Origin of the sequence: Rivularia sp. UHCC 0363 (assembly GCF_034931125.1) — a bacterium.
Classification (GTDB): domain Bacteria; phylum Cyanobacteriota; class Cyanobacteriia; order Cyanobacteriales; family Nostocaceae; genus Rivularia.
In genome coordinates this window covers 97,164-120,425 of record NZ_JAYGHM010000007.1, presented here as the reverse complement: position 1 = coordinate 120,425, position 23,262 = coordinate 97,164, and the positions used below count along the sequence as shown (strand labels likewise).

The following is a 23,262-nucleotide window of genomic DNA, read 5'->3' as shown; positions in this document are numbered from 1 at the left end:
AGGTAATCAATTATCAATGAATAACTAAAGTTTATAGGTTGGGTTACACACGAAAATCAAATTTCGTTTTTAATGAACTAGATGTAGAAACCAGTCCTTCAAAGAAGTAAGGGCTGGTAGTTCATTAATATCCCGTTAGGCAATGTTGGGTTACAGCGCTCTTCTTAATTTCTTGTTGAACATCATTATTCTTCGTGCGCTTAACCCAACCTACGAACTAACTGGTTCCTAGCCTCTGGCTGGGAACCCCTATATGAGAGGCTCTGCCTCCAAATGAAGGCGAGGCAGAGCCTCGCTAAAATGCATTACAAGGTAGAACCTTGTAACGAGAGTAAACTCCTAATTCTTAACTTAATTCGCAACTTCGGCCATTTCAACAACACGTCCTTCGTAATCCTTAACTAAGAAAACCAATGGTTTACGATTGCGAATTTTGAATTTTAAGCCGCGTGTTTCTACTCGTAGTAAAATCATTTCCAGACAGTCACGATCAAAACATACGTGACGCTGTTGACTTTTGTTCCCCAAACTAGCCCCAGTAATCACGTGCAACTGAGTATTTTTCTTCAATTGATACCAAAGTCCTTCAGTCGCTGTATTCATTCTGCTGGGATAAGTCGGACTGCTACCTAAGTACATCGGGTCAATACCCGTTGCACCGATTGTTTGTTCGTAATTGTAATAATAGTGCAAAGGTACTTCTGCTGCCGGTAAATCTAACAGCCCTTCGTACAAATCTCGGGCAACTTCCAAATCCGACACCATAACAGTGTGTACCTTCGGAGCGCTGCTAAGGAACATCCACATTGCACCAGCATAAGCCGCTAGCAGCATCACCATGATGCCCTGGGTGGAGAACAAGCTGTCTAATGGTAGAAAAGAGCCTAAAGTAGTCGGAGTAAACAGGTAAGGTATCAAGTCAACTGGTATAACCATGAACAAATCAGTAAATATATAAGAAAACGAAGAAAACTGTTTTTGGCTGTTGTCAATTAAGACTTAAATAAAAAGTCGTGCTTATAGTGTATGAAAACTTTTAATCAAACATTTCGTACTAAATACATCAACACCAAGATATTATGCGATTAACAAAAAATATACATTTCTGAAATAATTCTAGCAACATAGATTAAAAAAGACTGTGCAAATTCCTCATTTCCCAGAATCCAACCATCCCTTAGTCAAGTCACTGTTCCATAAAAGCGACCAAGAACTGATAACTTTGTTTGGTCAGCATCCAGACGCTGGAAGGTATTTTACGGCGATTTTTTGCCGATACAGTCCAATTGTCTACACCTTGATTATGCATTCAGCGCGATCGCCAGTACAAGCCGATTATTTATTTGCGATGACCTGGAAGCATATTTACTACCAAGTAGGAGCAGTTAATCTCGAAAGTGCAGAACCAGGTAGCCCAGCTTTAACTTTACAAAACTGGCTGATTAACATGACGGCTTACTGTATCAATGAAACAGAAGTGCCACCGACCGAAAACATTCATTATTCCCTCAAGACCACTTCTCCACCGCTGTGGTGTTACGTCGAGCAAGCTTTAGACCAATTACCACCAATGTTAAGATTGATGGTCTTAATGGCTCAAACCTTCCACTGGAGTGAAACCAGAATTGCTGCTTATTTACAGGCTGAAGGAGAAGTAATTTCTCCAAATGAAGTAGCAAATTTTCTTCAACAAGGTTATCGTATGCTAGAAGAAAAATTACCAGCAGATGTCCGTGCCATATACTTAGGTGAAAATTTCCTTCAACCTGTATCTGCGTGAAAATACTTAATCAACTGGATAAATGCTGGTAATATTTAGCTTTTTTGTAAATTCTTTTACTTAAAATTCATTTTCACGGACAATTTATATGAATATGAAACAGTGGAATCTACTGTCCAAGGCTCAATCTCAACCATCAATATCCGGTATTTTTAGGAAGCAACTGCCTTGGATGCAACATGCTTTTTATTTTTTACTATTTTCTTTATTGTTAACTACAGCTGCTACTGCTACTGATATTACCGAACAACTGCATCAAGCGCCCATCGATGGAAAAGTTTTGTTGCGATCGCGAGATGAAGCCGATACTTTGCTGCGTTTGGGTGAACGACAAAATATTGAGGGAAACTCTGATAAAGCAGTTACATCATTATTGCAGGCATTGGAAATTTATCATTCAATCGGCGATTTGAATGCACTTGGTTTAACCTACGAATTTTTGGGCAAGGGTTATGTACAGTTAAAGCAGTATAAAAAAGCCGAAGATGCGATTCGTAGACGCTTGGCGATCGCTCGCGATACTAAAGACTTCCAAAGTCAGATTTTTGCATTAAATAACATCGGCACTTTATTGTTACAAAAAGGCGAATTCAGAACTGCTTCTCAAACTTTTGAACAAGCATTTATCATAGCTCAAAACATTGATAGTAAAGACGGATACGGACTCTCGCTAAGCAATTTAGGATTAACAGCAGCAAGATTAGGAGATTATAGTAAAGCGGTCAAACTTTACAAAAATGCTCTTAATTACCGCCGACAAGTTGGCGACCCTATCGGTGAAGCAAACACTTTAAATAATCTAGGTGAAGCCTACACTGTTATTGGTACTTATCAAGACAAGATTGGTACTTATGGTGCGGCATTAAGACTTGCTCAAACAGCGCGGGATAATGTCAATCAATTACGAGCAATTGATGGGTTAGTAGCTGCTCATGGTGCGGTAGGAAGATACAATCGGGCTTTTGACTTACTAGAAAAACGTCTTGCGATCGCCAAAGAGTTACGTAACCCCCAAGAAGAATTAAAATCCTTTGAATCCTACGCTCAACTCTACGAGAAGCTGGGTAAATACTCCACCGCTCGTAACTTTTACGAAAGAGCAATTACTTTAGCCCACAACCTCGAAGATAGTGCAAAAGAAGTGCTATTGCGCGATCGAGTTACTCAAATGATGAAGAAATAGCTACTATTCTTGTAGGGTGTGTGACTAGGGTGTTGACTTTGATAGTATTTCCCTATTTTTGGCTCATGCATTAACTGGTTCCCAGCCTAACTGGTTCCCAGCCTCCGGCTGGGAACCCATGACAGTCGGCTCTGCCGACCGTCAAAAGCCAACATAAAAACTGTATGAACTTTTAGCCCAAAAAAACCACAGAGTCAACACCCTAGTGTGTGACGCTTGAATAAATTTTGTAGGTGGTTACAAGACTTGTAGCGTCACGCACCATCCGGGTAGGTTGTGACTAGTACTCGACCACATTAATGAAAGCGGGATAAAGCATTCGTAGTGCGACGCTGCGCGAATCTGCGCTTACGCACACGCTCGTTACAACCAGCGAGCTAAAAGCAACTAGCGAGCGGGACGCTCGCACTACGCTAACTCCTCATAACTTATGTGGTGGAGTACTAGTTCTTTTCATTAATTTTGACGGCTTGTATTTCAGTCCTATTTATAGGACTTTCGCTATTAGACGGGGGTTTTCAACCTCCGACGGGTTGTGATAAAAACCAGTCAAATTTAATGCAATCGACCACTACTATTCCACCACATTAATGAAAGCGGGGTAAAACATTCGTAGTGCGACCATCTTGGTCGCTCGTGACCAATAGCGAGCTAAAACCAATCAGCGAGCGAGACGTTTGCGCTTCCCTGCGGGAACACCTTGCGGTGAACGCGCACATTTCGTGAGTCTGCGCTTACGCACACGCACTACCCAAACCTGTTACTATTCCACCACATTAATGAAAGCGGGATAAAACATTCATAGTGCGACGCTCTTCATAACTTAAGTACTCGTGCAAAATAAATTAAAGATTTCGTCTGGGGAAGGAATAGGGAGTAGGAAAGGTTCATATAACTCACGAGTAATTATATAAATAATTTTGCGTAAGTACTTATGTAGCTGAATATTTGAGAACCAAAAAATAAAGAGTTAGGAATTAATACAAACTCCTAACTCCGGTGGTTTTAACTCCTAACTTTTAATATTAAGCTTCTTGCCACAATTGAAGAATTTGATCGGGTAGAAACTGTTCAATTTCCTTAATTCTGTCTTGAGATAATTCGTCTTTAGTTGCTGAAAATACAGCTTTAACTACCATTTTTTCATCCACACCCTTCTGTAAACTGCCTTCTTGACGAATGCGGAATAAGAAAGTGTCAGATTTAATTTTTAGAGGTGGACGAACTTTACTTAAGAAAGCCACAATCGGGTTAGTGTCTTTCCATAAATCGGCAATTTCATTTTGTAGAGCTTTATCCTTGGTAGGTTCTGCTGGTTCGTGTAATTCTTCAGCGACACGTTCGGATGCTTCCGTAGTCATCATATCTCGCATGGTACGGAACACCACTTCACTGATATCTCTAGCGTCAAAGATATCATTCAAACTACCCTTAAGCATTACCTTTTCTAAGAAAGGCATATCTTTAGTTGCAATTTGAGTCGCTGGTCCTTTATCTAAAGCTTCGGGAGGATTTTCCTGCATTTTTTCAAGTAATTTTTTGCCTTTCTCGGTCAATTCTGCCTTTTTAAAACTAATTAAGTGAGGAAGAGGACCATCTTCAGCACCGAAAGTATTGGCAACTCTAATATCAACTTCATCAGAGTCTACTACACTGGGAACATCTTCCTGATTTGCATATGCATTCCCCGAAAATTCAGCTTTAATATATTGTTTTTGATTTAGATAATCTAAATGACCCAAAAAGTCACTTTGCGTTAATCCTCTACCAGTAAAATCGGTTTGGGTGAAGCCAACTTTGTGCATCTCCGAACCGCTATCATTAATTTTTTTGAGTATAATAAACGCAACATCTTCTCTTAAATTAATTGGCATTTAACCCTCCTGAAAGCTTTATTTTTATACATAGGTTGCTGCTGAGTAAATGATCATTGAAAGTAAAAGAGCAATTTGTAATTAGTTAATAGTCCACACCAAAAAGCAGTCAGGACAATTCGATCCTATCTGCTACTTAGCTTTTACATTCTGCAAGTACTTTAACGAACAGTTTTATTCTTCAAGCATTGTTAACAACATTAGTAGGTAAAGTTACTCATGTACATCTGTCACAAGAAATAAATTACATCTGCCACTTGAAACATTTTTATTGGGAATAATTAAGACTCTAGAGCAATTGGCAAAGTGACAGTAACTGTTGTACCTTTATCAAGAATGCTTTCAATTTGTACTTGTCCGCGATGATTTTCGATAATTGCCTGACAGATAGCTAGTCCCAAACCCGAACCCGCAGTATTTTTAATAAAAGTATTCCCAGATCCATGACTGCGTGCTGGATCTACTCGATAAAAACGGTCAAATAAACGTGGTAGCGCTTCAGATGGAATACCAATACCGTTATCCTTGACTTGCACTTGTAATAATAACCGACCGACAATTTCTACACGGCTTAATTCAACTTTCACTTTGCCATTTTCTGGGGTATAGCGTAAAGCATTGCTAATCAAATTCGTGAACAAACGTACCAATTGTTCCCAATTACCCGTAAGCGTAAACCAATCATCAAGTAATTCCGGATTAAGTTCAGTTTGCGGAGATTCAATTAATTTCAAAAAAAGGTTAATATTTTTTGCAACAGCCAGTAATTGTTGTTCTTCAACTACTTCCATTAACAAAGCATCTATAGGACAATCAGAAAATTCGTAAGCGATAATTCCGCTATCTTGACGCGCTAGAAATAGTAAATCGTTGACTAACTTACCCAGACGCTGCGTTAATCGTTCTACTACTTTTAACTGTTGTTGATAATGCTCTACATTAGCTCCTTGTGCTTGGGTTACTTCCAACTCATCCAAAGCAACTTGTACGTTAGTTTGAATTAGTGCGATCGGGCTTCTGAGTTCGTGAGAAGCATCTGCGGTAAACTGTTTAAGATGTTGATAAGATTCCCGTACAGGTTGCATTGCTTTCCCAGAAAGAAACCATCCGCTTGCTGCAACAGAAACTAACATCAAACCAATACCTAAAGCCAAATCAACAATTAACTCACGGCTAGGTTTTGTGACTTCAAACCAAGGATGACTCACCCGCAGATATCCTAAAACTTGCCTTCCAACCTGCACCCTTTGAGTAACTTGTCGCAATGCGATCGCAGAAGTTTCGTTGTCATCTCTAACCACACGTACAGTTTCACCCAGAGGATTGGGATGAATCGGAATATCTAAAGGTTCAGATAAAGTTGACCAAAGTAATTTACCAGTAGGGCTAAACCATTCTAAATCGATGCGGTCATCTTCCGTGGTATTGGTATTATCGCGAAAACTTGCTTCCACATTTACATAAAATTGAGTTTGATTCGATACAGCTTCAATAACTAGCGATCGCTCTACAACTTCCACAACATGGTTCAAGGTATCGTCAATCCGCTCAATCAAAGTATTGCGTACATATAGATACACTCCACTAGCGAAAAGCAGTAATAACACAGCTGTCACGGCAGTATACCAAATAGCCAGACGGCGACGAGTAGCTTGAAACATAATCTATCAGGTTAAAGGTTAAAGGTTAAAGGTCAAAGGTTAAAGGTTAATAGTTTTAGCACATAAATTCTTAACTCCAAATTCCTAACTCCAAATTCCTAATTCCTAACTCTTAATTCCTAACTCCTAACTCCTAACTCATTTAACTGCATGTATCATACTTAAAACATAATATATAGTCAGCCTCAGTAAAACCACTAAGTTATTTTTTTCTCTTTCGCCGCGTAATTCCATAATCTCACTGAAGGTGTCTTTTAGGAATAGAGGTTACATTCTTGATGTGAACCTGTCACGAAGCAACGAACAATATTAATTAAAGCTTTGATCGGCAACAGTTTCAATAAACTTTGTTGATTGAAAGTAATAAAAATGTATGGGAGTTCAGGACAGTGTGTTTATGGAGGAGTGAACAAACAATGATGTCAAGCTTTTGTAATTTTCATATTTAGGAAATAGTATATTCCATATATTTTTAATTGCGGAATATACTGGCAAAATTGCTATTGTTCATAAAGCAATATTTTATCTACTTAGTTAGTAAAATTGACGTTTTAAACTCCTTTCAGTTCCCTATCTATAACGGAAGCGACAGCATAAGTTAAGCGCAAAATCTAATTCATAGGCAATTTTATTAGAATTAACTGTTAATAAAAGTATTTCTAAAATCTCGTTTATGAATTGTCGCTGCATTAATTATTTACGTAAGCGAGATAGATAAAGAAGGTTTTAATTTAATCCGTAAAGGAGGTGATGTGTATAGAAAAAGTAATATTTTAATTAATTTGATTGTCTTCATAACAATCATATTCTTTCATTGTCCGGCTTACCAGGGAATATCTATCAAACCGTTTAATTAAAGTGTGAAGTTAAAGTTATGGGTTTTAAAGCCCTGCATTAAAAGTGCGGTACCGGAATATTGGCTCCACAAATTTAGGTACGTGTATTTTTATTCTAATAACTTCATTCTCCAGGTTTTATTCATCCCTTTAGCAAATTAATTTGGATAAGTCAGAAACAGAGAGTTTCTCAAACAAACAACATTTACCTTACTAAGAAACACAGAGGATATTTTTAAATGAAGAAGATTCTAGGCATTTTTGTAGCTAGTGCAGCAGCTTTAGGTAGCGCGATGATTTCAGCACCTGCTCATGCACAAACCGCAACTTTACCAGTACAGGTAGAAATCACCCCAGCTATTTTCCTACGTACATATTCCGAATTGAGATTTACAGTTAGTCCACAAGATTTACGAGGAGGAAGATCTGTAGACCAAGACGCAGGAATTTACAACGAGAAAGCAGGTATTACTCCTTTGGTAACGACTGCTCCTTCTGGTACCTCAACAGACACCGTTGCTAAAAGTATTCCTCGCTTGTATCAAGTTTGGGGTAATAATGTTACCGCTGACAATATTGAGATTGCTGCAAGTCAACCTACTTTGACATCTGGAACATCTGGAACTGGATTTCCTGGTTCGTCAGAGACAGTTACGATGAGTGCAACCAAAGGAACCCTCACTCCCGTTTCAATCCCTGGTGGTGGTGGTTATCAGGAGGGTTCAGCAACACTTAATTTCAAATTTGCAAATCCTAATACTACCTCGGGTACATACAGTGGAGGTGTATTAACAATCCGAGTTACTAATCCGTAGTTAGATTTACTATTAATAGTTCTGGTGCAGGCAAATGCCTGCTTCCAGAATCTTCTAAAAGCAAAGTATTTTACATAGTTGAAGATCGAAGTAAAGTGCAAAAATTAATTAAAATTATGTCATTAGTTATGATAATTATTTTCTGGTAGATTATTGAAAAGTCAACACTATTTTGAAATAAATAATCATAATTTATGACAGAAAAGAATAGTTAATCAAAGCAAATATTTCTTTGTTATTTATCTTAGAAAAACCTATTTTAACTCAAAATGGACTGTCGAACTTTTGTTAAATACTACCTTTGCGTATTTGTCACACTTTCATTTACTCCACAGCCAAAAGTTTTTGCACAATCGAATTCAATTGGATGTCAAGCGGAGCTTTATCAGCCATCTACTATTCAATTAACAGATACTCCTAAGCTAACAGCCACCGATATTATTGGTCTTAATAATGTGGAGCAAATTGGCTATCAAGAACAACCACTACCAACGACTTCACCTTATAAATCAAGTGCAACTAAAAATATCGCAAATTACTGGCAAATGAAAGTCAAGAAGTCCGATTTACCTATTTCTCTTGAAGATATAAAGTATAGATTAATACCTAGCTCTGAACCAAATAATCCCTTTAAACAAAATAAGTTTGAACCCAAACCTTTCGGCGTTATTGAGAGAGAAGCCTGCCCCAATGAAACTATTATAGTTTCAGGTGGAATTACCTTGGAATTTAAAGAACTATCAAGCTTCGTACCAGGCAAATTTAGAGGAGATATTCAGGTTTGCGTGCAGATCAAGGATAAACCTCAGTGCTAGTAAAACTGAAGTTTTCGGATTATTTTATTGTGAAATTTGATATTTGTTGTGTGAGGAAGTGAAATTCGTAATGTTGCAAAGAACAGCAAAAGCAATTGGATTAAGTTTAATCGGTTTGGCAGCTTGGGGAATACCAAGCGTAACAGCATTAGAGATGAGTATTAGCCCTCCTCGGATGGAATTAGATATTAATTCTAAAAAAGGGCGTTCTAATACCATAAAACTAACTAATTTTGATGACAAACCAGTACAAATTAGAGCATATGTAAAAAACTGGACGATGGATGAAAAAAATAAACTTCAAAATATACCATCCACCGAGCAATCTTTAGACCAATGGATTCTTTTTACTCCTTCTAAATTTACAATCCCGGCACGAGGAACTCAAACTCTACGCTTTGCTATTCGTCCTAAGATCGAACCTGCTGCTGGTGAACATCGTGCTGTAATCTATTTTGAAGAAATTCCTTCTAATACTGAATCAGGAACAGTTGGAACTAAAGCAGCTATTGGTGTCGTAGTCTATGCTTATTCGGGAGAGATAAAGCGAGTCGGTAACGTTAACTCTGTGACCGTTGATGCTCGACCAAATGCAATTAATGCAGTATTTGATGTTTCCAATAAAGGTAACGCTCATATCCGAATGGAAGGGCAATATGCTATTTGGCAAGCAGCTAAATATCCCGGAGCAAAAGCAACACAGTTTATCAAAGATGTTGGAGATTCTAATCAAAAACTACCTGCAAGTGTCGTCCGAGTTGGAAGTCTTAAACTACCACCAATTTTACCAAGTAAAAACCGTAAGTTGCTGCAAACTTTAACTGAGAAATTACCTCCCGGCAACTACGTTTTAGATATTAACGCCGAGTTAAGTGGAGTTCCAGTTGACCAAGGTATTCCTTTCACCGTGAAAGCTACAGCTAATACTTCTAAACCCGCATCACCTGCGACTTCTTTAAAGAAATAGTCTTTGTTTAGAGAAACTTGTTATATATTCGGGGTGAATTGATTTTTAAACACCCTGAATTAATTTACTGCTTTTTTAATCTTTACCCGTTGCATCTATCTGACTCTTTTTCTATCACTAATATTCATCGTTCACAGCCTAGATCGGGCTAAATATTGATAACTTTTAAATTTGTGCCAAGTATGCTCTACCTAGCCCTACCCCCAACACAGCCGCCAATTGTCAGTATATTAACTCCGCCATCTGCAACCCAAAATAATGGTTGTACGTTACAGGTTAAGTCCCAAAAATCTGACCTTGTAAATAACTTACTAGATAGAATACTGGCTAATTCCATTTCTACAAAGCCTTGTACTGCTGAAAATCAAAAATCTGAACTTTCTCAACTTAATACGCGAAATAAACCAGCTAAAGCTTTTGCCACAATTCCACCAGTTTCTACATCGGTAAAGCAAAAATCTATTACGGAAAGTTTGAGGGTTAATAAGCAAGCAGCAGTTGAAAGTAACAGATCTCCGAATCCTCTCGAAAAAGCCCCTTTAGAAAAACCCTCTACAGATGACCAATCCGGGAGTCAAAAGTCTGTTGAAAAGAATCCTATTGAAAAAATTATCGCGACGGTACAGCAATTAATTAACGTTTCGCTATACGCTTCAATTAACAACAGTATCGGCGATACTGTGGAGCCACAAATACAAAATTCTGCTGAAACAGCATCTAAATCTAACGCTTCTAATTCCGCAGAACCTACTGATAAACAAAATTTAGAAGGAACTTCCAGTAATGATACCAATCAAATTGCTGGGAATACAACTATAAATACAGCAAAAATTATTGCAGTTGTTCAAGAGTTGATCGCTGCTTCCATATCTGCTTCTTTAAATAATACTATCAAAGATTCTATTAATTCTAATATTCAAAAATCTGGAGAAATCGCTCTTTCCAATCCGGAAAAAGATAAAAAAGCAAATAATATTCAAATTTTAAAGCCAAAGCAAAATATTCAAGCCACAAATAATCAAAATAGTAATTCTTTACGCAATTCTTTAATAAATAAGTTGCGCGATAATGGCTCAATTAAATTAGCACAAATACCGGGTGAACCCTTTCTCGTTGGCGTTGTCATTAACGGTCGAGAAGTGGGGACTTTAGATATTATCGAAGAAAATAATACTCTTTTAATTCCTTTAGAAACTTTTGGTGAAATCAGCGGATTTTCTGTTAACAAATCTAGTGCTGGCATTGAAGCTAAAACTCCTTTAGGAACAATAAAATTTCCATCAAATATATTAAAACAAATCAATGGTTTAACTTACGTTAGTAAAGAGATACTTCAAGAAAAACTAGATATAAAATTAGAGTTAAATACAGCCGATTTAACATTACTTGCTGATTTACCTTGGCGCGGAGGTAGCAGAAAACCTCTATCTAGCGACCAGCTAAAACCGGAATTTTTTGCACCCAGTACAGGACTTTCTAGACTGCGACAAGAGTTAAATATTGATAGCACTTCTGGAAATACAAGCTTACAAAGTTATACTCTCCTAGATGGAAGACTTGCGGGTGGAACTTGGCGGGTGCAAATGAATAATGACTTTAACAATCAGCCAAATTTAACTGAATACTTTTTCTATAAACGTAGCGGTCAATTTCGCTATCAATTAGGTCGTCAAAGAGTTGGTTTGCATCCTCTTGTAAATGGAATCGATCTCACAGGTTTACAGTTTGGCTATAGTAATTTACCAGCAGATTATTTTCAGTCAACCTACAGCGCTAACGAACTTTTACCCAGACGTTCTCAATCGACACAAACATTTAGCGGTAGAGTCCCACCAGCAAGCGTCGTACAGTTAAGAGTGAGTGGAGTCACACTTGCTCAACAGCAGGTAGGATTTAATGGAATATACGAATTTGTAGATGTCAGATTACCTAGTGGTCAAAGTAGTGAAATTGAAGTTTTAGTTTTTGACCGTAATAATTTACGCGCTCCGATTGATATTAGAACTGTAAGAATTAACGCTTCCGATTTGCTATTACCAGCAGGAGGTAACGTCCAGTTAGGAGGCTTAGGTTTTAGCGGAAACTTAGTTCAAGATAGTTTATTTAGCGATTTTAATTCCACAGATGAAGGCAAACTTGTTGGTTTTTATCAACTACGTCAAGGACTATCCAAAAATTTAACATTAGAAGGTTCTCTGCAAGCAATTCCTAATTCTTTTCAAGGACAAGCAGGATTGATTTGGCGTTTAGCAAATCCCGTTGTTTTATCAGCAAGTGTAGGAAATTCTTTTGATAAAGTTGGTTATTCAGCAGATTTAGATATTGACTTCGATAAATTAGAAATAAATGCTAATTCTCAGTCATTACCACAAAATTATAGAGTCGGTAGAACAAGACAAGGAAGAATAAGTAGCATCAATGGAGAGCAATATAATCACAGTTTAGAAGCAAGATATCGCTTCAATAATAAACTAAATATAGGATTTGTTGCTCGCAGTCGTAAGGATGATAGCGATTCTAATGATTATATTTTACCTACTTTTTATGCGCGTCCGTTCTCTAACTTATCTCTAAGCGGTAGACCAGATATTTTTGGGGACTATCTGTTCAATGCTTTCTTTACACCAAGTCGCTCAACTCGATTATCTTTTAATAGTTACGGGGATGCATACATTTCAGATTTAACATATGACCTCAACCGTAATTATCAATTAAACTTCGGTTCTGAATTTGGTAGAAGCGCTCCGGCTCGTTATTCAGTAGGTGTCGGTCATAATCCGAACAACCTCAGAGACCTAAGCTGGAACGTCGGTTTGGCAATTAGCGATGGAGAAGTCGGACCGATCGCAGGTGCAAGTATGCAAGTACTACCCGGTCTATTTGCCAGACTTAATTATGAAGCTATACCTTCTAGAGGAATTAGTTTCGGTGGATTGAATGACGGTCGTTTCAGCCTATCGCTGACATCAGATATGTCCTTCGCTGGTGGTAAAATTGCTCCAGCAAGATACAGCGGTATCAGCAAGGAACGTGGAGCGATTTCCGGTCAATTGGCAGTGGAAGGTGGAAGAAAAGGCTTCGATTTAAGCGGTTCTATCGTCCGCATTTTCGATACTCGCAATCAGAATGTAGGCTCAGCACGAACTGATTCCAACGGTAATTTCCTTGTGGGTAATTTACCTGAAGGTGTCTATGTTGTGGAACTCGAACCCGAAGAATTACCTATTGAGCTTGCCATATCTAAAACTAGTTTAGTTGCAGAAGTTGCTTCATCAGGAGTAACCCGCGTCGATTTCCCAATTCGCACTGAGTATGGAGTTGCCGGAAAAGTGACAGATGCCTCCGGTCAACCTTTGACAGAAGTACGTGTCGAATTAGTAACGAATGCTGGTAAGCGAGTATTATCCAGTACAACCGACCGCTTCGGTCTGTATCGTCTTGATGGAGTTCCCGTCGGCAAATATATCTTGCAGGTTTCTCCCCTAGATACGCTAAATTCTAAAAATAACCTTCCCAAGCGACAGGTAGAAATTAACAATCAGTTCGTCTATAACCAAAATTTACAGTTACCCGTTTCCGCAGCAGCGAAGAAGAAACAGTGAGCAGTGAGCAGTTATTTAGTAATTGAGATTTAGTTAAATATTCAAGATTTACGTATTGTATAAATTAATTATGGTATGCGTTCACGATTGGAGGTCATCTTAGGTTTTGATAGTTTACGATATATCACATATGTAGGGGTTTAGCATTGCTAAACCCCTACAATTCTTGACATAAATGTTTGATGGAATATTTGTATTCTTCAGCTAGTCACTGATAACTGCTCACTGTTTACTGCTAACTGTTCATTGAAATTATTCTTCAGATAGAAGTTAAAGCTACATTTAATCTACTATATTGATAGTCGAATTTCTGTTCTCTCAGTCGCAACTGCCCAAACTTAGGTCATCATGGCGAAATCGAAGAAAGCTGCCAATCCGAAGAACTTATCAGACGCAAAATATTATCTCAACCGAGAGTTAAGCTGGCTAGAATTTAATAATCGGGTGTTGCATGAAGCAATGGATACCCGAACACCTTTATTGGAACGTCTCAAATTTTTGGCAATTTTCTGCAATAATCTCGATGAATTCTTCATGGTGCGAGTTGCAGGTTTGAGACAACAGGTGGAAGCTAAAGTTAGCGGTACTAGTTTTGACGGTCGCACTCCGCAACAACAATTAGAAGAAATTAGCTTTATCTTGCGTCCTTTAGTAGTTCAACAGCACCAGTATTTTGAAAAGAAACTGCGACCAGAATTAGCGTCTCATGGCATTCATCTTCTCGATTACATCAATTTAACTGAGAAACAGCGTAAATATTTAGACAATTACTTTGAGGAACAGGTTTTTCCTGTTATCACCCCACTCGGAGTAGACCCAAGTCATCCCTTTCCCTACATCTCTAATCTCAGCTTGAATTTAGCTGTTACTATTAAAAACCCCGAAACCGAAGAAGAACTTTTTGCCAGAATCAAAGTTCCTAAAGTGTTACCGCGATTTTTGTCTTTACCACCAGATTTAAGAATCCAAGAAAATGGTAAACCTTGCGTCTGGACTGGTGTACCTATCGAACAGGCGATCGCTCACAATTTAGAGTCTTTATTCCCAGGAATGAATATCCAGGAATACTATACTTTCCGCATTACTCGCGATGCTGACTTGGCTTTGGAAGAAGACGAAGCTGATGATTTGTTACTCGCGATCGAGCAAGAACTGCGAAAACGACGCGCTGGAGGAAATCCGGTCAGAATAGAGTTACAGTCTCAGACACCAAGCGCAGTCCGAAACAGATTATTGGAAGTTCTGGATTTATCAGAAAATGATGCTTACGAAATAGATGGTATTTTGGGATTGCGAGACTTAATGTACTTTCTATCACTCCCAGTTCCAGAATTAAAAGACCCACCTTGGAAACCCGTAGTACCTTCGAGCTTGCAAAGAATCAAGGACTCAACCTTCAATCCTGATATACAGCCAGTAGAGGAAGGAAAAGATTTTTTCACCGCGATTCGGGAAGGAGATTTATTAGTACATCATCCTTATGAATCATTCTCAGCATCGGTGGTGCGTTTTATTACTAATTCTGCCCATGACCCGGACGTGTTGGCAATCAAGATGACTCTTTATCGCACTTCGGGAGATTCACCAATCGTAAATGCTTTAATAAGCGCTGCGGAAAACGGCAAGCAAGTGTCCGTACTTGTGGAACTTAAGGCACGCTTTGATGAAGAAAATAATATTTACTGGGCTAGACGTTTAGAAAGTATGGGAGTTCACGTAGTTTACGGACTTGTCGGTCTAAAAACTCACAGCAAAATTGTCATGGTTGTGCGTCAAGAACAAGAACGCATCCGCCGTTACGTACATATTGGCACTGGCAACTATAACCCAAAAACGGCGCGAATGTATACAGATGTAGGACTATTCAGTTGCCGGGAAGAATTGGGGGCTGATGTCACGGATGTATTCAATTTTTTGACTGGCTATTCCCGACAAAAGGCTTATCGACAATTGTTAGTCGCACCAGTGAATATGCGCGAACGTTTCCTGATGCTGATTAATCGGGAAATAGAAAACGTTCAAAATGGTTTCTCTGGGCGCATTGTTGCTAAAATGAATTCTTTGGTAGACCCTCAAATCATTGCTGCTTTGTATGAAGCTTCCCGTGCAGGAGTACAAATTGACTTGATTGTACGGGGAATTTGCTGTTTGCGTCCGGGACTCGAAGATGTGAGCGAAAATATTCGCGTCATCAGTATTGTGGGTCGCTTCTTAGAACATTCCCGCATTTTTTACTTTTATAATAATGACGAGGAACAGATTTTTATTGGCAGTGCTGACTGGATGCCGCGTAATTTAGACCGCAGGGTGGAAGTCATAACCCCGATACTAGATTCAGATATTGCTAAAGACATACAGGAAATCTTAGGGATTATGCTTGCTGATAACCGTCAAGCTTGGGAACTACAGCCAGATGGTAGCTATATCCAAAGACAGCCCCGTAAAGACTCAACAGAAGCTCCTTCGCAAAAAGCATTGATGCAAATTGCCTTGAATAAAAGTATAAATGTTTCAAATTTAATGGGTCCGAAAAGGAATTCCTTATACCCGGTAGATTTGCCTTAACCCGATCGTAAATAAGCTTTTAACAGTTTTTAAGCTTAGCGATCGGAGATTTGTCATTAATGCATAAAGATTATTCCACCATAGGATAGAGTTGGTTGCCCTAAGTTATCCCATAAACTATAAAGGTTAGTGTACATTTATTCTATTTATTAAATGTTAATGTTGTCCTGTGAGCCTTCAACTTTAAGGGTTCTAGTAGTTGACGACCATGAACTCACTCGTTTAACCCTCCAGCTAGCTTTTTCTTGTCAGGAAGATATTCAAGTAGTAGGTTTAGCTAGCAACGGGAAAGAAGCCGTAGAGATGGTCAAAACCTGCTATCCCGATGTGATCGTTTTAGATTTGCAGATGCCGGTGATGGATGGCTGGAGTGCTTCGTGTAAAATTAAAGATATATCCCCCAGTACTCGAATCATTGCTTATTCTTCTGTGGAGGAAAAATATTTCCAGGAAACAAAAGCAATGAGTAATGTAGATGCTTTCTGTAGAAAAGATGCACCGACTAATCAATTAGTTGGTTTGATTAAACAATTGGGGCAAGGTAAAGCAAATTTTTAGTTGATAGAAAGAATGCTGTTGAATAAATATCAATTAGTATGTATTAAAACGTCAGTATAGGTATGAAAAAAGGCTTATACTGACGTAAATTGATTTTAAATTTTTTATTTAATAAAAATAAATTAATTAATGCTTTCAAGCAACATCAATATAAGCTCCTTAATCTAGGATTTTTGCATAATTGACCCCTAAATCAAAAGTATAGGGGTTATTTTTGCGATTAATTCCTTTATTAAATCACTACTTTTGTTGCTTGACTTTTATTTATGGGAAGGTGCGCTTGTACTCATCAAGCAGTTCATCCATTTCTTCTAAAGCTTGATTAACATCTATTCTCAAGGTTCCCAGATTTGGCTGTTCTAGCAGGCTAAGTAAATATTCGCGTTTGCTTTCAACTAGAGCAATTCTTTCTTTTATGGTTTGTACATCCATTGTTAGTAGCAGTTTTTAACTAAGATAAACTAAATAATACTTTTAAGTTAAACCAAAATAAGCGGTTATTCGATTTTATTTTATCAAAATATTACCTATTGTCGGCGATAATGAAACAATCGTTACAGTTGAATTTAAAATACGACTACAAGTATGCTAGGTAAAATTTCTTTAGGAACACTGGGTTTAACTGTCGGTGGAATTTTAACCATAATGGGGTTTGTAGCTTATGCTGACCACAATGCTACGCTTAATCTGATCGGTTTCTTTTATGGAATTCCCGTGCTGTTGGGAGGGCTTGCACTCAAAGCAAATGAACTCAAGCCCGTACCGTTTATTCCTGTGACACCAGAATCTGTTTTATCACTACGCAAGCAGAAAGCAACCGATACTCAAAATCAAGTCCGTCAAGATCTGACTCGATATCGCTACGGACAAGATGCTCATCTAGATAAAGCTCTAACTCATCTTGGTTTAGAACAGCTAGGAGAAGACTTTCCAGAAGTAGTGGCATTGCGGGAAATGGATATCGACGGCAATTATGCTTTAATTTTAGAATTTGATTCTCCGCAAGCACCCTTAGATGTTTGGCAGCAAAAGCAGCAAAAGATGACAGCGTTTTTCGGTCCAGGGGTAGATGTCAAAATCGCCCAAATAGGAGAGGAAAAAATTGAACTAGCATTGATTACGACTCCAGAAACGCGATCGCAGTCAAATTGATTCACCAACTTATTTTTCTAAACGCACTGCATACCACTGTAAATATTGTCCTGCTCCAATATCAAGTTCGCAACTAGTGTTAAGCAAATATTCTGCTCGGGATTGGAAATCAATTTTTTTTAAATCGTGTGGCAATTCTTCTTCTTTGAGTTGTTGCAAAGTCTGTTTCAACTTTTCCAACAACTCTGACGAAGTGAGAAACTTTTCCGGTTGGTTAGTTTCCAAGACGACGTAATCATCCTGTTGGTACATCAAGGAATTTGGCATTGGATTTTATCTATAAAAAAGTGAAATATTTTAGAATCGCTGTACTGTAGTTTTGTATCGTCATATCCCTGTTGAATATTTTAGCTACCTTGTGCAAAACATGAAGAAGCTTAAATATTTTATCAACCGATCGAGATTTGGAGAGGTACAATTCAATATTTATTAAATTATCTTATATGCTTAGTTTTTTTAAATACAGTTAAATTTTCTTAAGTACTGAACTGTCTTAGCCATTGTCTTTAGTAATTTTTATAGAAAATTGTAATTGCAAGTGAATATCTGGGAACTATAGATAGTAAGATTTTCTTTCCACCTGATTGTGGGCAGATACTTATATCGTTAACGGGGTCATAATTAGATATGAATTTAAATAGTCTACCAAAAACTTTGCTTACTACCGAACAGCAACTGATTGCACAGAATTATTGTTTACCTGCTCCTAAGCCATTAAAACAGCAAAGCGATCGTATTGGCTTATTCAAAAGTTCTTTTCCACCTTAAATTCCCTTCAATATTGCGATATAGCAAGTGAATTGTAAGTCATAAGTCGCTTCCAAAATAAATATAAAATCATAATTTTACTCCTGTCCTTTTTAAGACAAGTGCTGAAAATATTTTGCGAACAATTTGATTTTTGTTCAACAGAGTTGTCATTACGCTTTAACTAGTGATGATAATCGCGGATCGAAGACTTTACTAAAACGGTAAAGTAATACGTGCAACTAATGACAATACTGTGAAAAATATGGAAGTAGCCTAAGCATAGTTATCCCATTTTTTTTACGCGATACACCTCCAGTGTCGGCTTTGCCTATCGCGGATTTACTTTTAGCTTTACCACCTTAGTATTCTGTGGAATGCAACTCATGTCAGGCATAAGCCCAACTCCTATCCCTAGCAAACCTCCTTTAATTTTGGTGGCTGACGATGATAAAGCCATACGGACTCTTTTATGTGAATATATGGATCGTGAAGGATATCGCGTTGTAGATGTTGCTGACGGTCGAGAGTGTTTAGATGCGTATATTGCTTTAAAACCAGATTTAGTATTACTAGATGCATTAATGCCCGTAATGGACGGCTTTACCTGCTGTCATGAACTAATGCAGATTGCGAGGAATAATTTGGCAAGAGCATTAGCAAATTTTGATACTGAATCTTATGCAAGCACTAGCGTGATTTCTAAACTATGGGAACGTACTCCAATACTAATGATTACAGGCTTGGATGACCCAGATTCGGTAAATCGTGCTTTCGGATCGGGGGCTAGCGATTACGTTACTAAGCCTATTCATTGGGCAGTATTACGTCAGCGGGTACGACGACTATTACAACAAGCACAACTATATAAGCAGTTAGAAGCAGCTAACCAAGCTTTGCAAGAACTGGCTAATATGGATGGCTTAACTGGATTGGCTAATCGTCGTCGGTTCGATCAGTATCTAAATAATCAGTGGATGAGTTTAGCTGGTTCAGATCAGCCAATGTCGCTGATTTTGTGCGATATCGACTTTTTCAAACGTTTTAACGACAAATACGGACATCCAGCCGGAGACCTCTGCTTGCAAAAAGTTGCGGCTGTTCTTAACAGTGCTGCACAAAAGAATCAGGATTTGGTAGCGCGTTACGGTGGCGAAGAGTTTGCTGTAATTATGCCAAATACCCCCGCTCCTGGTGCGGTTCACGTCGCAGCTTTAATGCAATCGGGAGTTCGGGAGTTACAAGTAGAACACTTTGACTCTGACATTAGTAATTACGTCACTTTGAGTTTGGGGGTAGCAACCACCATTCCCAACTGTAAATCCTCACCAAGCGATTTAATTTTGACTGCCGATAAAGCTCTTTATCAAGCTAAACAAGAAGGTCGCAATCGGATAATCCTCAAACAGGTAAACTATTAGTTGAAGTTAAAAAACGAATCAAAATAAAGCCGACGGCGGGATTTGAACCCGCGACCTATTGATTACGAATCAATTGCTCTACCCCTGAGCCACGTCGGCATAAATAATCTCTAATTATATCATTATCAACTTCATGGTACAACCAAATCCCAAAAAAAGCACCAATAAACGTCAATTAAGTACAGAGCAATACGCTCGTCTCAAAGCAGAAGCAGCATCTCCCTATCGGGGTTTACGAAAGTTCGTTTATCTATCTTTTGGTGCCTCTGGATTAATAGGGGCATTTATTTTTGTCTTACAGCTATTAGCCCAGAAGACTGCCCTTGATATCGGGCTACCATCTTTAGCGCTTCAGTTGGGAGTAGTGGCTTTAATGGTTTTTCTCTGGCGTTGGGAAGATAGCCGTCAAGAACGTTGAAAAAATAAGCGCCGGACTATAAAAGTAGTCTTGGCGCTTTTAATTTTTCAAGAACTATTGAAGAGCTATTTGGGGAGTAATAGTTTTATTGCTGAACCGTTACTACGTAAGGTGAGGGAATTGCTTGGGCTTTTCCGGCGTTGACTAACGCTTGATAAACAAAAGCCGCAACTTCTGCTCTAGTGGCTTGACGGTTGGGATCTAATTGTGTGGCAGTTGGGTAGTTAACTACAAGCTGCTTTGTGGTTGCTGCTGCAACTGGTGCTTGCGCCCAACTAGGAATTTGTGAAGCATCGGTGTAAACAGACAGAACATTTTGATTGGTTGCAGTTAAACCTAAACCGTTAGCCAGAGAAACTAAAACTTGTACTCTGGGAATTTCCAGTTGTGGTCTAAAAGTATTGTTAGGATAACCAGCCAAAAAACCGCCTTTAGTCGCTGTTTGAATAGCACTATAAGCCCAAAAATTACTCTTGACATCGCCAAAATTGCTGGCTTGTCGTTGAGCTTCGGGCGAAAAAGCTTTGTTAATAATGGCGGCGAATTGAGCGCGGGTAACTGGTTCGTTGGGTTTGAAAGTACCATCGGGGAAGCCTGCGATTACGCCTTTAGAAGCTAAAGCTTCGATATAGCTTTTCGCCCAATAGTTTGGTGCGACATCTCGGAAAGCTGTAGCTCCACCGGGAAGAGGATTTACAGCAGCAGCGACAAACTCTACTTGTCCTTGAATTTTGCTTTCATCGATATCATTACCGATCGCCAAAATTTGACCTTGTGTGGCATTATTTACGTCATAACGCTTGTTATTACGGATTAAGTTACCACCGGCTTCTTCAGACGTACCTAAGTTAGGCTGAGCTTGAGAAATAGACACAATACCATCGCGGGTATTGTTTTGAATAACGTTTTTACGTAATACTGGCTTCGCTGAATTAGAGATAAAAAGTCCGTCTACGTTTTGCAAGATTTGGTTTTCAATAATTAAAGGTGTAGAGTCTCCACCGATAGCTAAACCGAATCCTGTGTCTTGAAATAAGTTGCCGCGAATCTCTCCTTGTGCAGATTTGGCGACAGAAACACCATTACCTGTATTTTGAATAAAAATATTCCCGGCAATTATTGGATTAGCAGTACCAGTAACAAAAATACCTTCTCGCTTATTATTAGTAAAAGTACTATTTGTAACCTTGGGATTAGTTGATTCTATCCATACACCAGTACCGCGAGATTCTGGATTTGTAACGGTAACACCAGTAATAACGGAATTATTTTGAGGAAGAATAGTCACGTTTTGAGCGGCAAAAGTACGGCTGGTATATTTACCGCTGCCAGTAATTAATATTGCTTGTCCTTTACCAGCTTCATCTCCCCGTAGCGTTACTGATTGCGGGATTGTTAATGGAAATTGTTCTCCTGTTTCACTACTGTAGGTACCGGGAGCGAGTTGAATAACGGTACCCGGTTGTACTTGTCGGAGAGCAAAAGTAATAGTTTTATACGGTGCAGCTTCAGTAGTACCGGCACCAGTCGCGTCTGTACCAGTTTGTGGATTTACATAAATTATGCTGCTTGCTATGGGATTTTGTGCGATCGTTTGAGCGCTACTTTGTTTTGTGGCACTCGCATCAACTTCTACTGGTAGTAGCATCGAACCACTAGAAACTATAGCCAAAGCAGCGATAGAGAAAGTAAATCTTAAGTTAAGGCAAGAATTATTGCCAAAAATGGGAAAGCCCTTATATTTCATCTTTAATTTGCGCGTATGATGTGCTATGCAGTGCAGTAGGTCGGAAAGCCCAGGCGGCATTAAAACTCATGCAAAACTATACCTGATGAACAGCACAGAATCAGCATAGTTCCAACACCTATTAAAAGATTGTTCTCGGTATCAGATTAACACCATTAGTAAAATTAGTTTTGGAGACTTTATGATAGCCGTGTTTTTTTGAGCTTCGACTTATACAAAAGTTTTAATTGTTACATTTGGCTTAAGTATTTTTAAGCTTTTCAAAAGAAAATTGAGCTTTGTTTGACTTTTAGTTAAAAGGCTGAGGTTAATAATTTGTTTATCTCGAAAAAAATAATTTTAATTTAAAAACCAAATTCAAATATAAAATTGATTTGTATGACAATATTTTTGCGATATATCAAAACATCTAAAATATCATATTTTGTGAACAGGCAATAAAAAAACTTTTTAACTAAGTTAAGTCGGTACAAATAAACCGCTTTACAAGAAAGCTACATTTCTTTATAAAATATCTAGTTAAATATGGTTATATAAGCGCTAGGATAAGCTATAGCAGATATTTTGTACGGCGTATCTCAATCTCAATTATGGGCGAAGCAAAACGGCGCAAAGCTTCACTGGGGAGAGATTATGGTCAATCTTCTCGTATTCTCCCCTGGGTTGCGATCACTAAAAAACAAGCTGAAGAGTTCGTCAGTTGGACTACTCGCGGAGCCTGGATTGGCATCTTTATAATGGTTGCTCTTTGGGTGACGGTTCGTTTTATTGGTCCTGCTTTCGGTTGGTGGCAAGTAATCTGAAGTATAGTAATTATTCATTTTCAGTGATTTACTGAAGATAATTATTATTGCTAAATGGTCGAAATCGTGTCGCAAATAGCTGCGACACGATTTTGTATTTCAATAAGTAAATAAAATATTTATAGTTAAAACTATTCGGTTTTCAGATTGATCGCTCTGAAATAGTAGCTGTTAGATTACTGATTTAGTTTGATTTTTTGTTTTTCTGACTACAAGTTTATGTAGCAAAACATACATTTTAATTAAATTTTAAGAATAATAATGCCGAATTGGCACAATTACTTTTAATTATTTAGCTATCCTTGAGTTTTAGTTTTG

At 38.3% G+C, this 23,262-nt stretch carries 19 protein-coding genes and 1 tRNA gene; 13 read left to right on the top strand and 7 right to left on the bottom strand.

Annotated elements, in window-relative coordinates:
* Positions 1-351: 351 nt before the first annotated feature.
* Complete coding sequence (locus tag VB797_RS06330; protein WP_323236807.1) at positions 352-936, bottom strand: glyoxalase-like domain protein; 585 nt, start codon at positions 934-936, stop codon at positions 352-354.
* Between the two features lie 205 nt (positions 937-1,141).
* Here VB797_RS06330 and VB797_RS06325 point away from each other — a divergent pair, with 205 nt between their 5' ends.
* The gene (locus VB797_RS06325) at positions 1,142-1,780 is read left to right on the top strand and encodes a sigma-70 family RNA polymerase sigma factor (protein WP_323236806.1); all 639 of its coding nucleotides are present in this window, start codon (positions 1,142-1,144) and stop codon (positions 1,778-1,780) included.
* Between the two features lie 94 nt (positions 1,781-1,874).
* Positions 1,875-2,963, top strand: coding sequence for a tetratricopeptide repeat protein (locus VB797_RS06320; RefSeq protein ID WP_323236862.1), 1,089 nt, complete (start codon positions 1,875-1,877; stop codon positions 2,961-2,963).
* Between the two features lie 1,025 nt (positions 2,964-3,988).
* Here VB797_RS06320 and VB797_RS06315 read toward each other — a convergent pair.
* Both VB797_RS06315 and VB797_RS06310 read right to left on the bottom strand, forming a co-directional pair.
* The gene (locus VB797_RS06315; RefSeq protein ID WP_323236805.1) at positions 3,989-4,837 is read right to left on the bottom strand and encodes a DUF2267 domain-containing protein; all 849 of its coding nucleotides are present in this window, start codon (positions 4,835-4,837) and stop codon (positions 3,989-3,991) included.
* A gap of 281 nt (positions 4,838-5,118) precedes the next feature.
* Positions 5,119-6,498, bottom strand: a complete 1,380-nt coding sequence (locus tag VB797_RS06310; RefSeq protein WP_323236804.1) for a sensor histidine kinase — start codon at positions 6,496-6,498, stop codon at positions 5,119-5,121.
* A gap of 1,075 nt (positions 6,499-7,573) precedes the next feature.
* Between VB797_RS06310 and VB797_RS06305 the strand changes: the two genes are divergently transcribed.
* The 6 genes from VB797_RS06305 (at position 7,574) to VB797_RS06280 (ending at position 16,656) form a co-directional block, all read left to right on the top strand.
* Positions 7,574-8,149 carry a hypothetical protein gene (locus VB797_RS06305; RefSeq protein ID WP_323236803.1) on the top strand — a complete coding sequence of 192 codons (576 nt, stop codon included), beginning with the start codon at positions 7,574-7,576 and terminating at the stop codon, positions 8,147-8,149.
* A 269-nt stretch (positions 8,150-8,418) separates the two neighbouring features.
* Positions 8,419-8,964 carry a hypothetical protein gene (locus tag VB797_RS06300; protein WP_323236802.1) on the top strand — a complete coding sequence of 182 codons (546 nt, stop codon included), beginning with the start codon at positions 8,419-8,421 and terminating at the stop codon, positions 8,962-8,964.
* Between the two features lie 70 nt (positions 8,965-9,034).
* The gene (locus VB797_RS06295) at positions 9,035-9,931 is read left to right on the top strand and encodes a molecular chaperone (RefSeq protein WP_323236801.1); all 897 of its coding nucleotides are present in this window, start codon (positions 9,035-9,037) and stop codon (positions 9,929-9,931) included.
* 182 nt (positions 9,932-10,113) lie between these two features.
* Positions 10,114-13,533 carry a carboxypeptidase-like regulatory domain-containing protein gene (locus VB797_RS06290; RefSeq protein WP_323236800.1) on the top strand — a complete coding sequence of 1,140 codons (3,420 nt, stop codon included), beginning with the start codon at positions 10,114-10,116 and terminating at the stop codon, positions 13,531-13,533.
* A gap of 348 nt (positions 13,534-13,881) precedes the next feature.
* The gene (ppk1, locus tag VB797_RS06285; protein WP_323236799.1) at positions 13,882-16,098 is read left to right on the top strand and encodes a polyphosphate kinase 1; all 2,217 of its coding nucleotides are present in this window, start codon (positions 13,882-13,884) and stop codon (positions 16,096-16,098) included.
* A gap of 153 nt (positions 16,099-16,251) precedes the next feature.
* Positions 16,252-16,656: a response regulator transcription factor gene (locus tag VB797_RS06280; RefSeq protein ID WP_323236798.1), complete on the top strand. Its 405-nt coding sequence runs from the start codon at positions 16,252-16,254 to the stop codon at positions 16,654-16,656.
* A gap of 264 nt (positions 16,657-16,920) precedes the next feature.
* Here VB797_RS06280 and VB797_RS06275 read toward each other — a convergent pair whose 3' ends face one another.
* Positions 16,921-17,088: a hypothetical protein gene (locus tag VB797_RS06275; protein ID WP_323236797.1), complete on the bottom strand. Its 168-nt coding sequence runs from the start codon at positions 17,086-17,088 to the stop codon at positions 16,921-16,923.
* Between the two features lie 153 nt (positions 17,089-17,241).
* Between VB797_RS06275 and VB797_RS06270 the strand changes: the two genes are divergently transcribed.
* A complete protein-coding gene (locus VB797_RS06270) occupies positions 17,242-17,808 on the top strand; it encodes a DUF2854 domain-containing protein (protein ID WP_323236796.1) in 567 nt (188 codons plus the stop codon).
* A 9-nt stretch (positions 17,809-17,817) separates the two neighbouring features.
* Here the strand turns inward: VB797_RS06270 and VB797_RS06265 are convergent, their stop codons facing one another.
* Positions 17,818-18,075 carry a chlororespiratory reduction protein 7 gene (locus VB797_RS06265; RefSeq protein ID WP_323236795.1) on the bottom strand — a complete coding sequence of 86 codons (258 nt, stop codon included), beginning with the start codon at positions 18,073-18,075 and terminating at the stop codon, positions 17,818-17,820.
* Positions 18,076-18,435: 360 nt separating this feature from the next.
* On the opposite strand from VB797_RS06265, the gene VB797_RS06260 reads away from it, so the two are divergent.
* Both VB797_RS06260 and VB797_RS06255 read left to right on the top strand, forming a co-directional pair.
* The gene (locus tag VB797_RS06260) at positions 18,436-18,576 is read left to right on the top strand and encodes a hypothetical protein (protein WP_323236794.1); all 141 of its coding nucleotides are present in this window, start codon (positions 18,436-18,438) and stop codon (positions 18,574-18,576) included.
* 365 nt (positions 18,577-18,941) lie between these two features.
* Positions 18,942-19,976: a PleD family two-component system response regulator gene (locus VB797_RS06255; RefSeq protein WP_323236793.1), complete on the top strand. Its 1,035-nt coding sequence runs from the start codon at positions 18,942-18,944 to the stop codon at positions 19,974-19,976.
* Between the two features lie 27 nt (positions 19,977-20,003).
* Here the strand turns inward: VB797_RS06255 and VB797_RS06250 are convergent.
* Positions 20,004-20,075, bottom strand: a tRNA-Thr gene (locus tag VB797_RS06250).
* Positions 20,076-20,109: 34 nt separating this feature from the next.
* On the opposite strand from VB797_RS06250, the gene VB797_RS06245 reads away from it, so the two are divergent.
* A complete protein-coding gene (locus VB797_RS06245) occupies positions 20,110-20,394 on the top strand; it encodes a DUF3493 domain-containing protein (RefSeq protein ID WP_323236792.1) in 285 nt (94 codons plus the stop codon).
* 85 nt (positions 20,395-20,479) lie between these two features.
* Here the strand turns inward: VB797_RS06245 and VB797_RS06240 are convergent, their stop codons facing one another.
* Complete coding sequence (locus tag VB797_RS06240; RefSeq protein WP_323236791.1) at positions 20,480-22,141, bottom strand: DUF1565 domain-containing protein; 1,662 nt, start codon at positions 22,139-22,141, stop codon at positions 20,480-20,482.
* A 590-nt stretch (positions 22,142-22,731) separates the two neighbouring features.
* Here VB797_RS06240 and VB797_RS06235 point away from each other — a divergent pair.
* Positions 22,732-22,944, top strand: coding sequence for a DUF2839 domain-containing protein (locus VB797_RS06235; protein WP_323236790.1), 213 nt, complete (start codon positions 22,732-22,734; stop codon positions 22,942-22,944).
* Positions 22,945-23,262 lie beyond the last annotated feature (318 nt).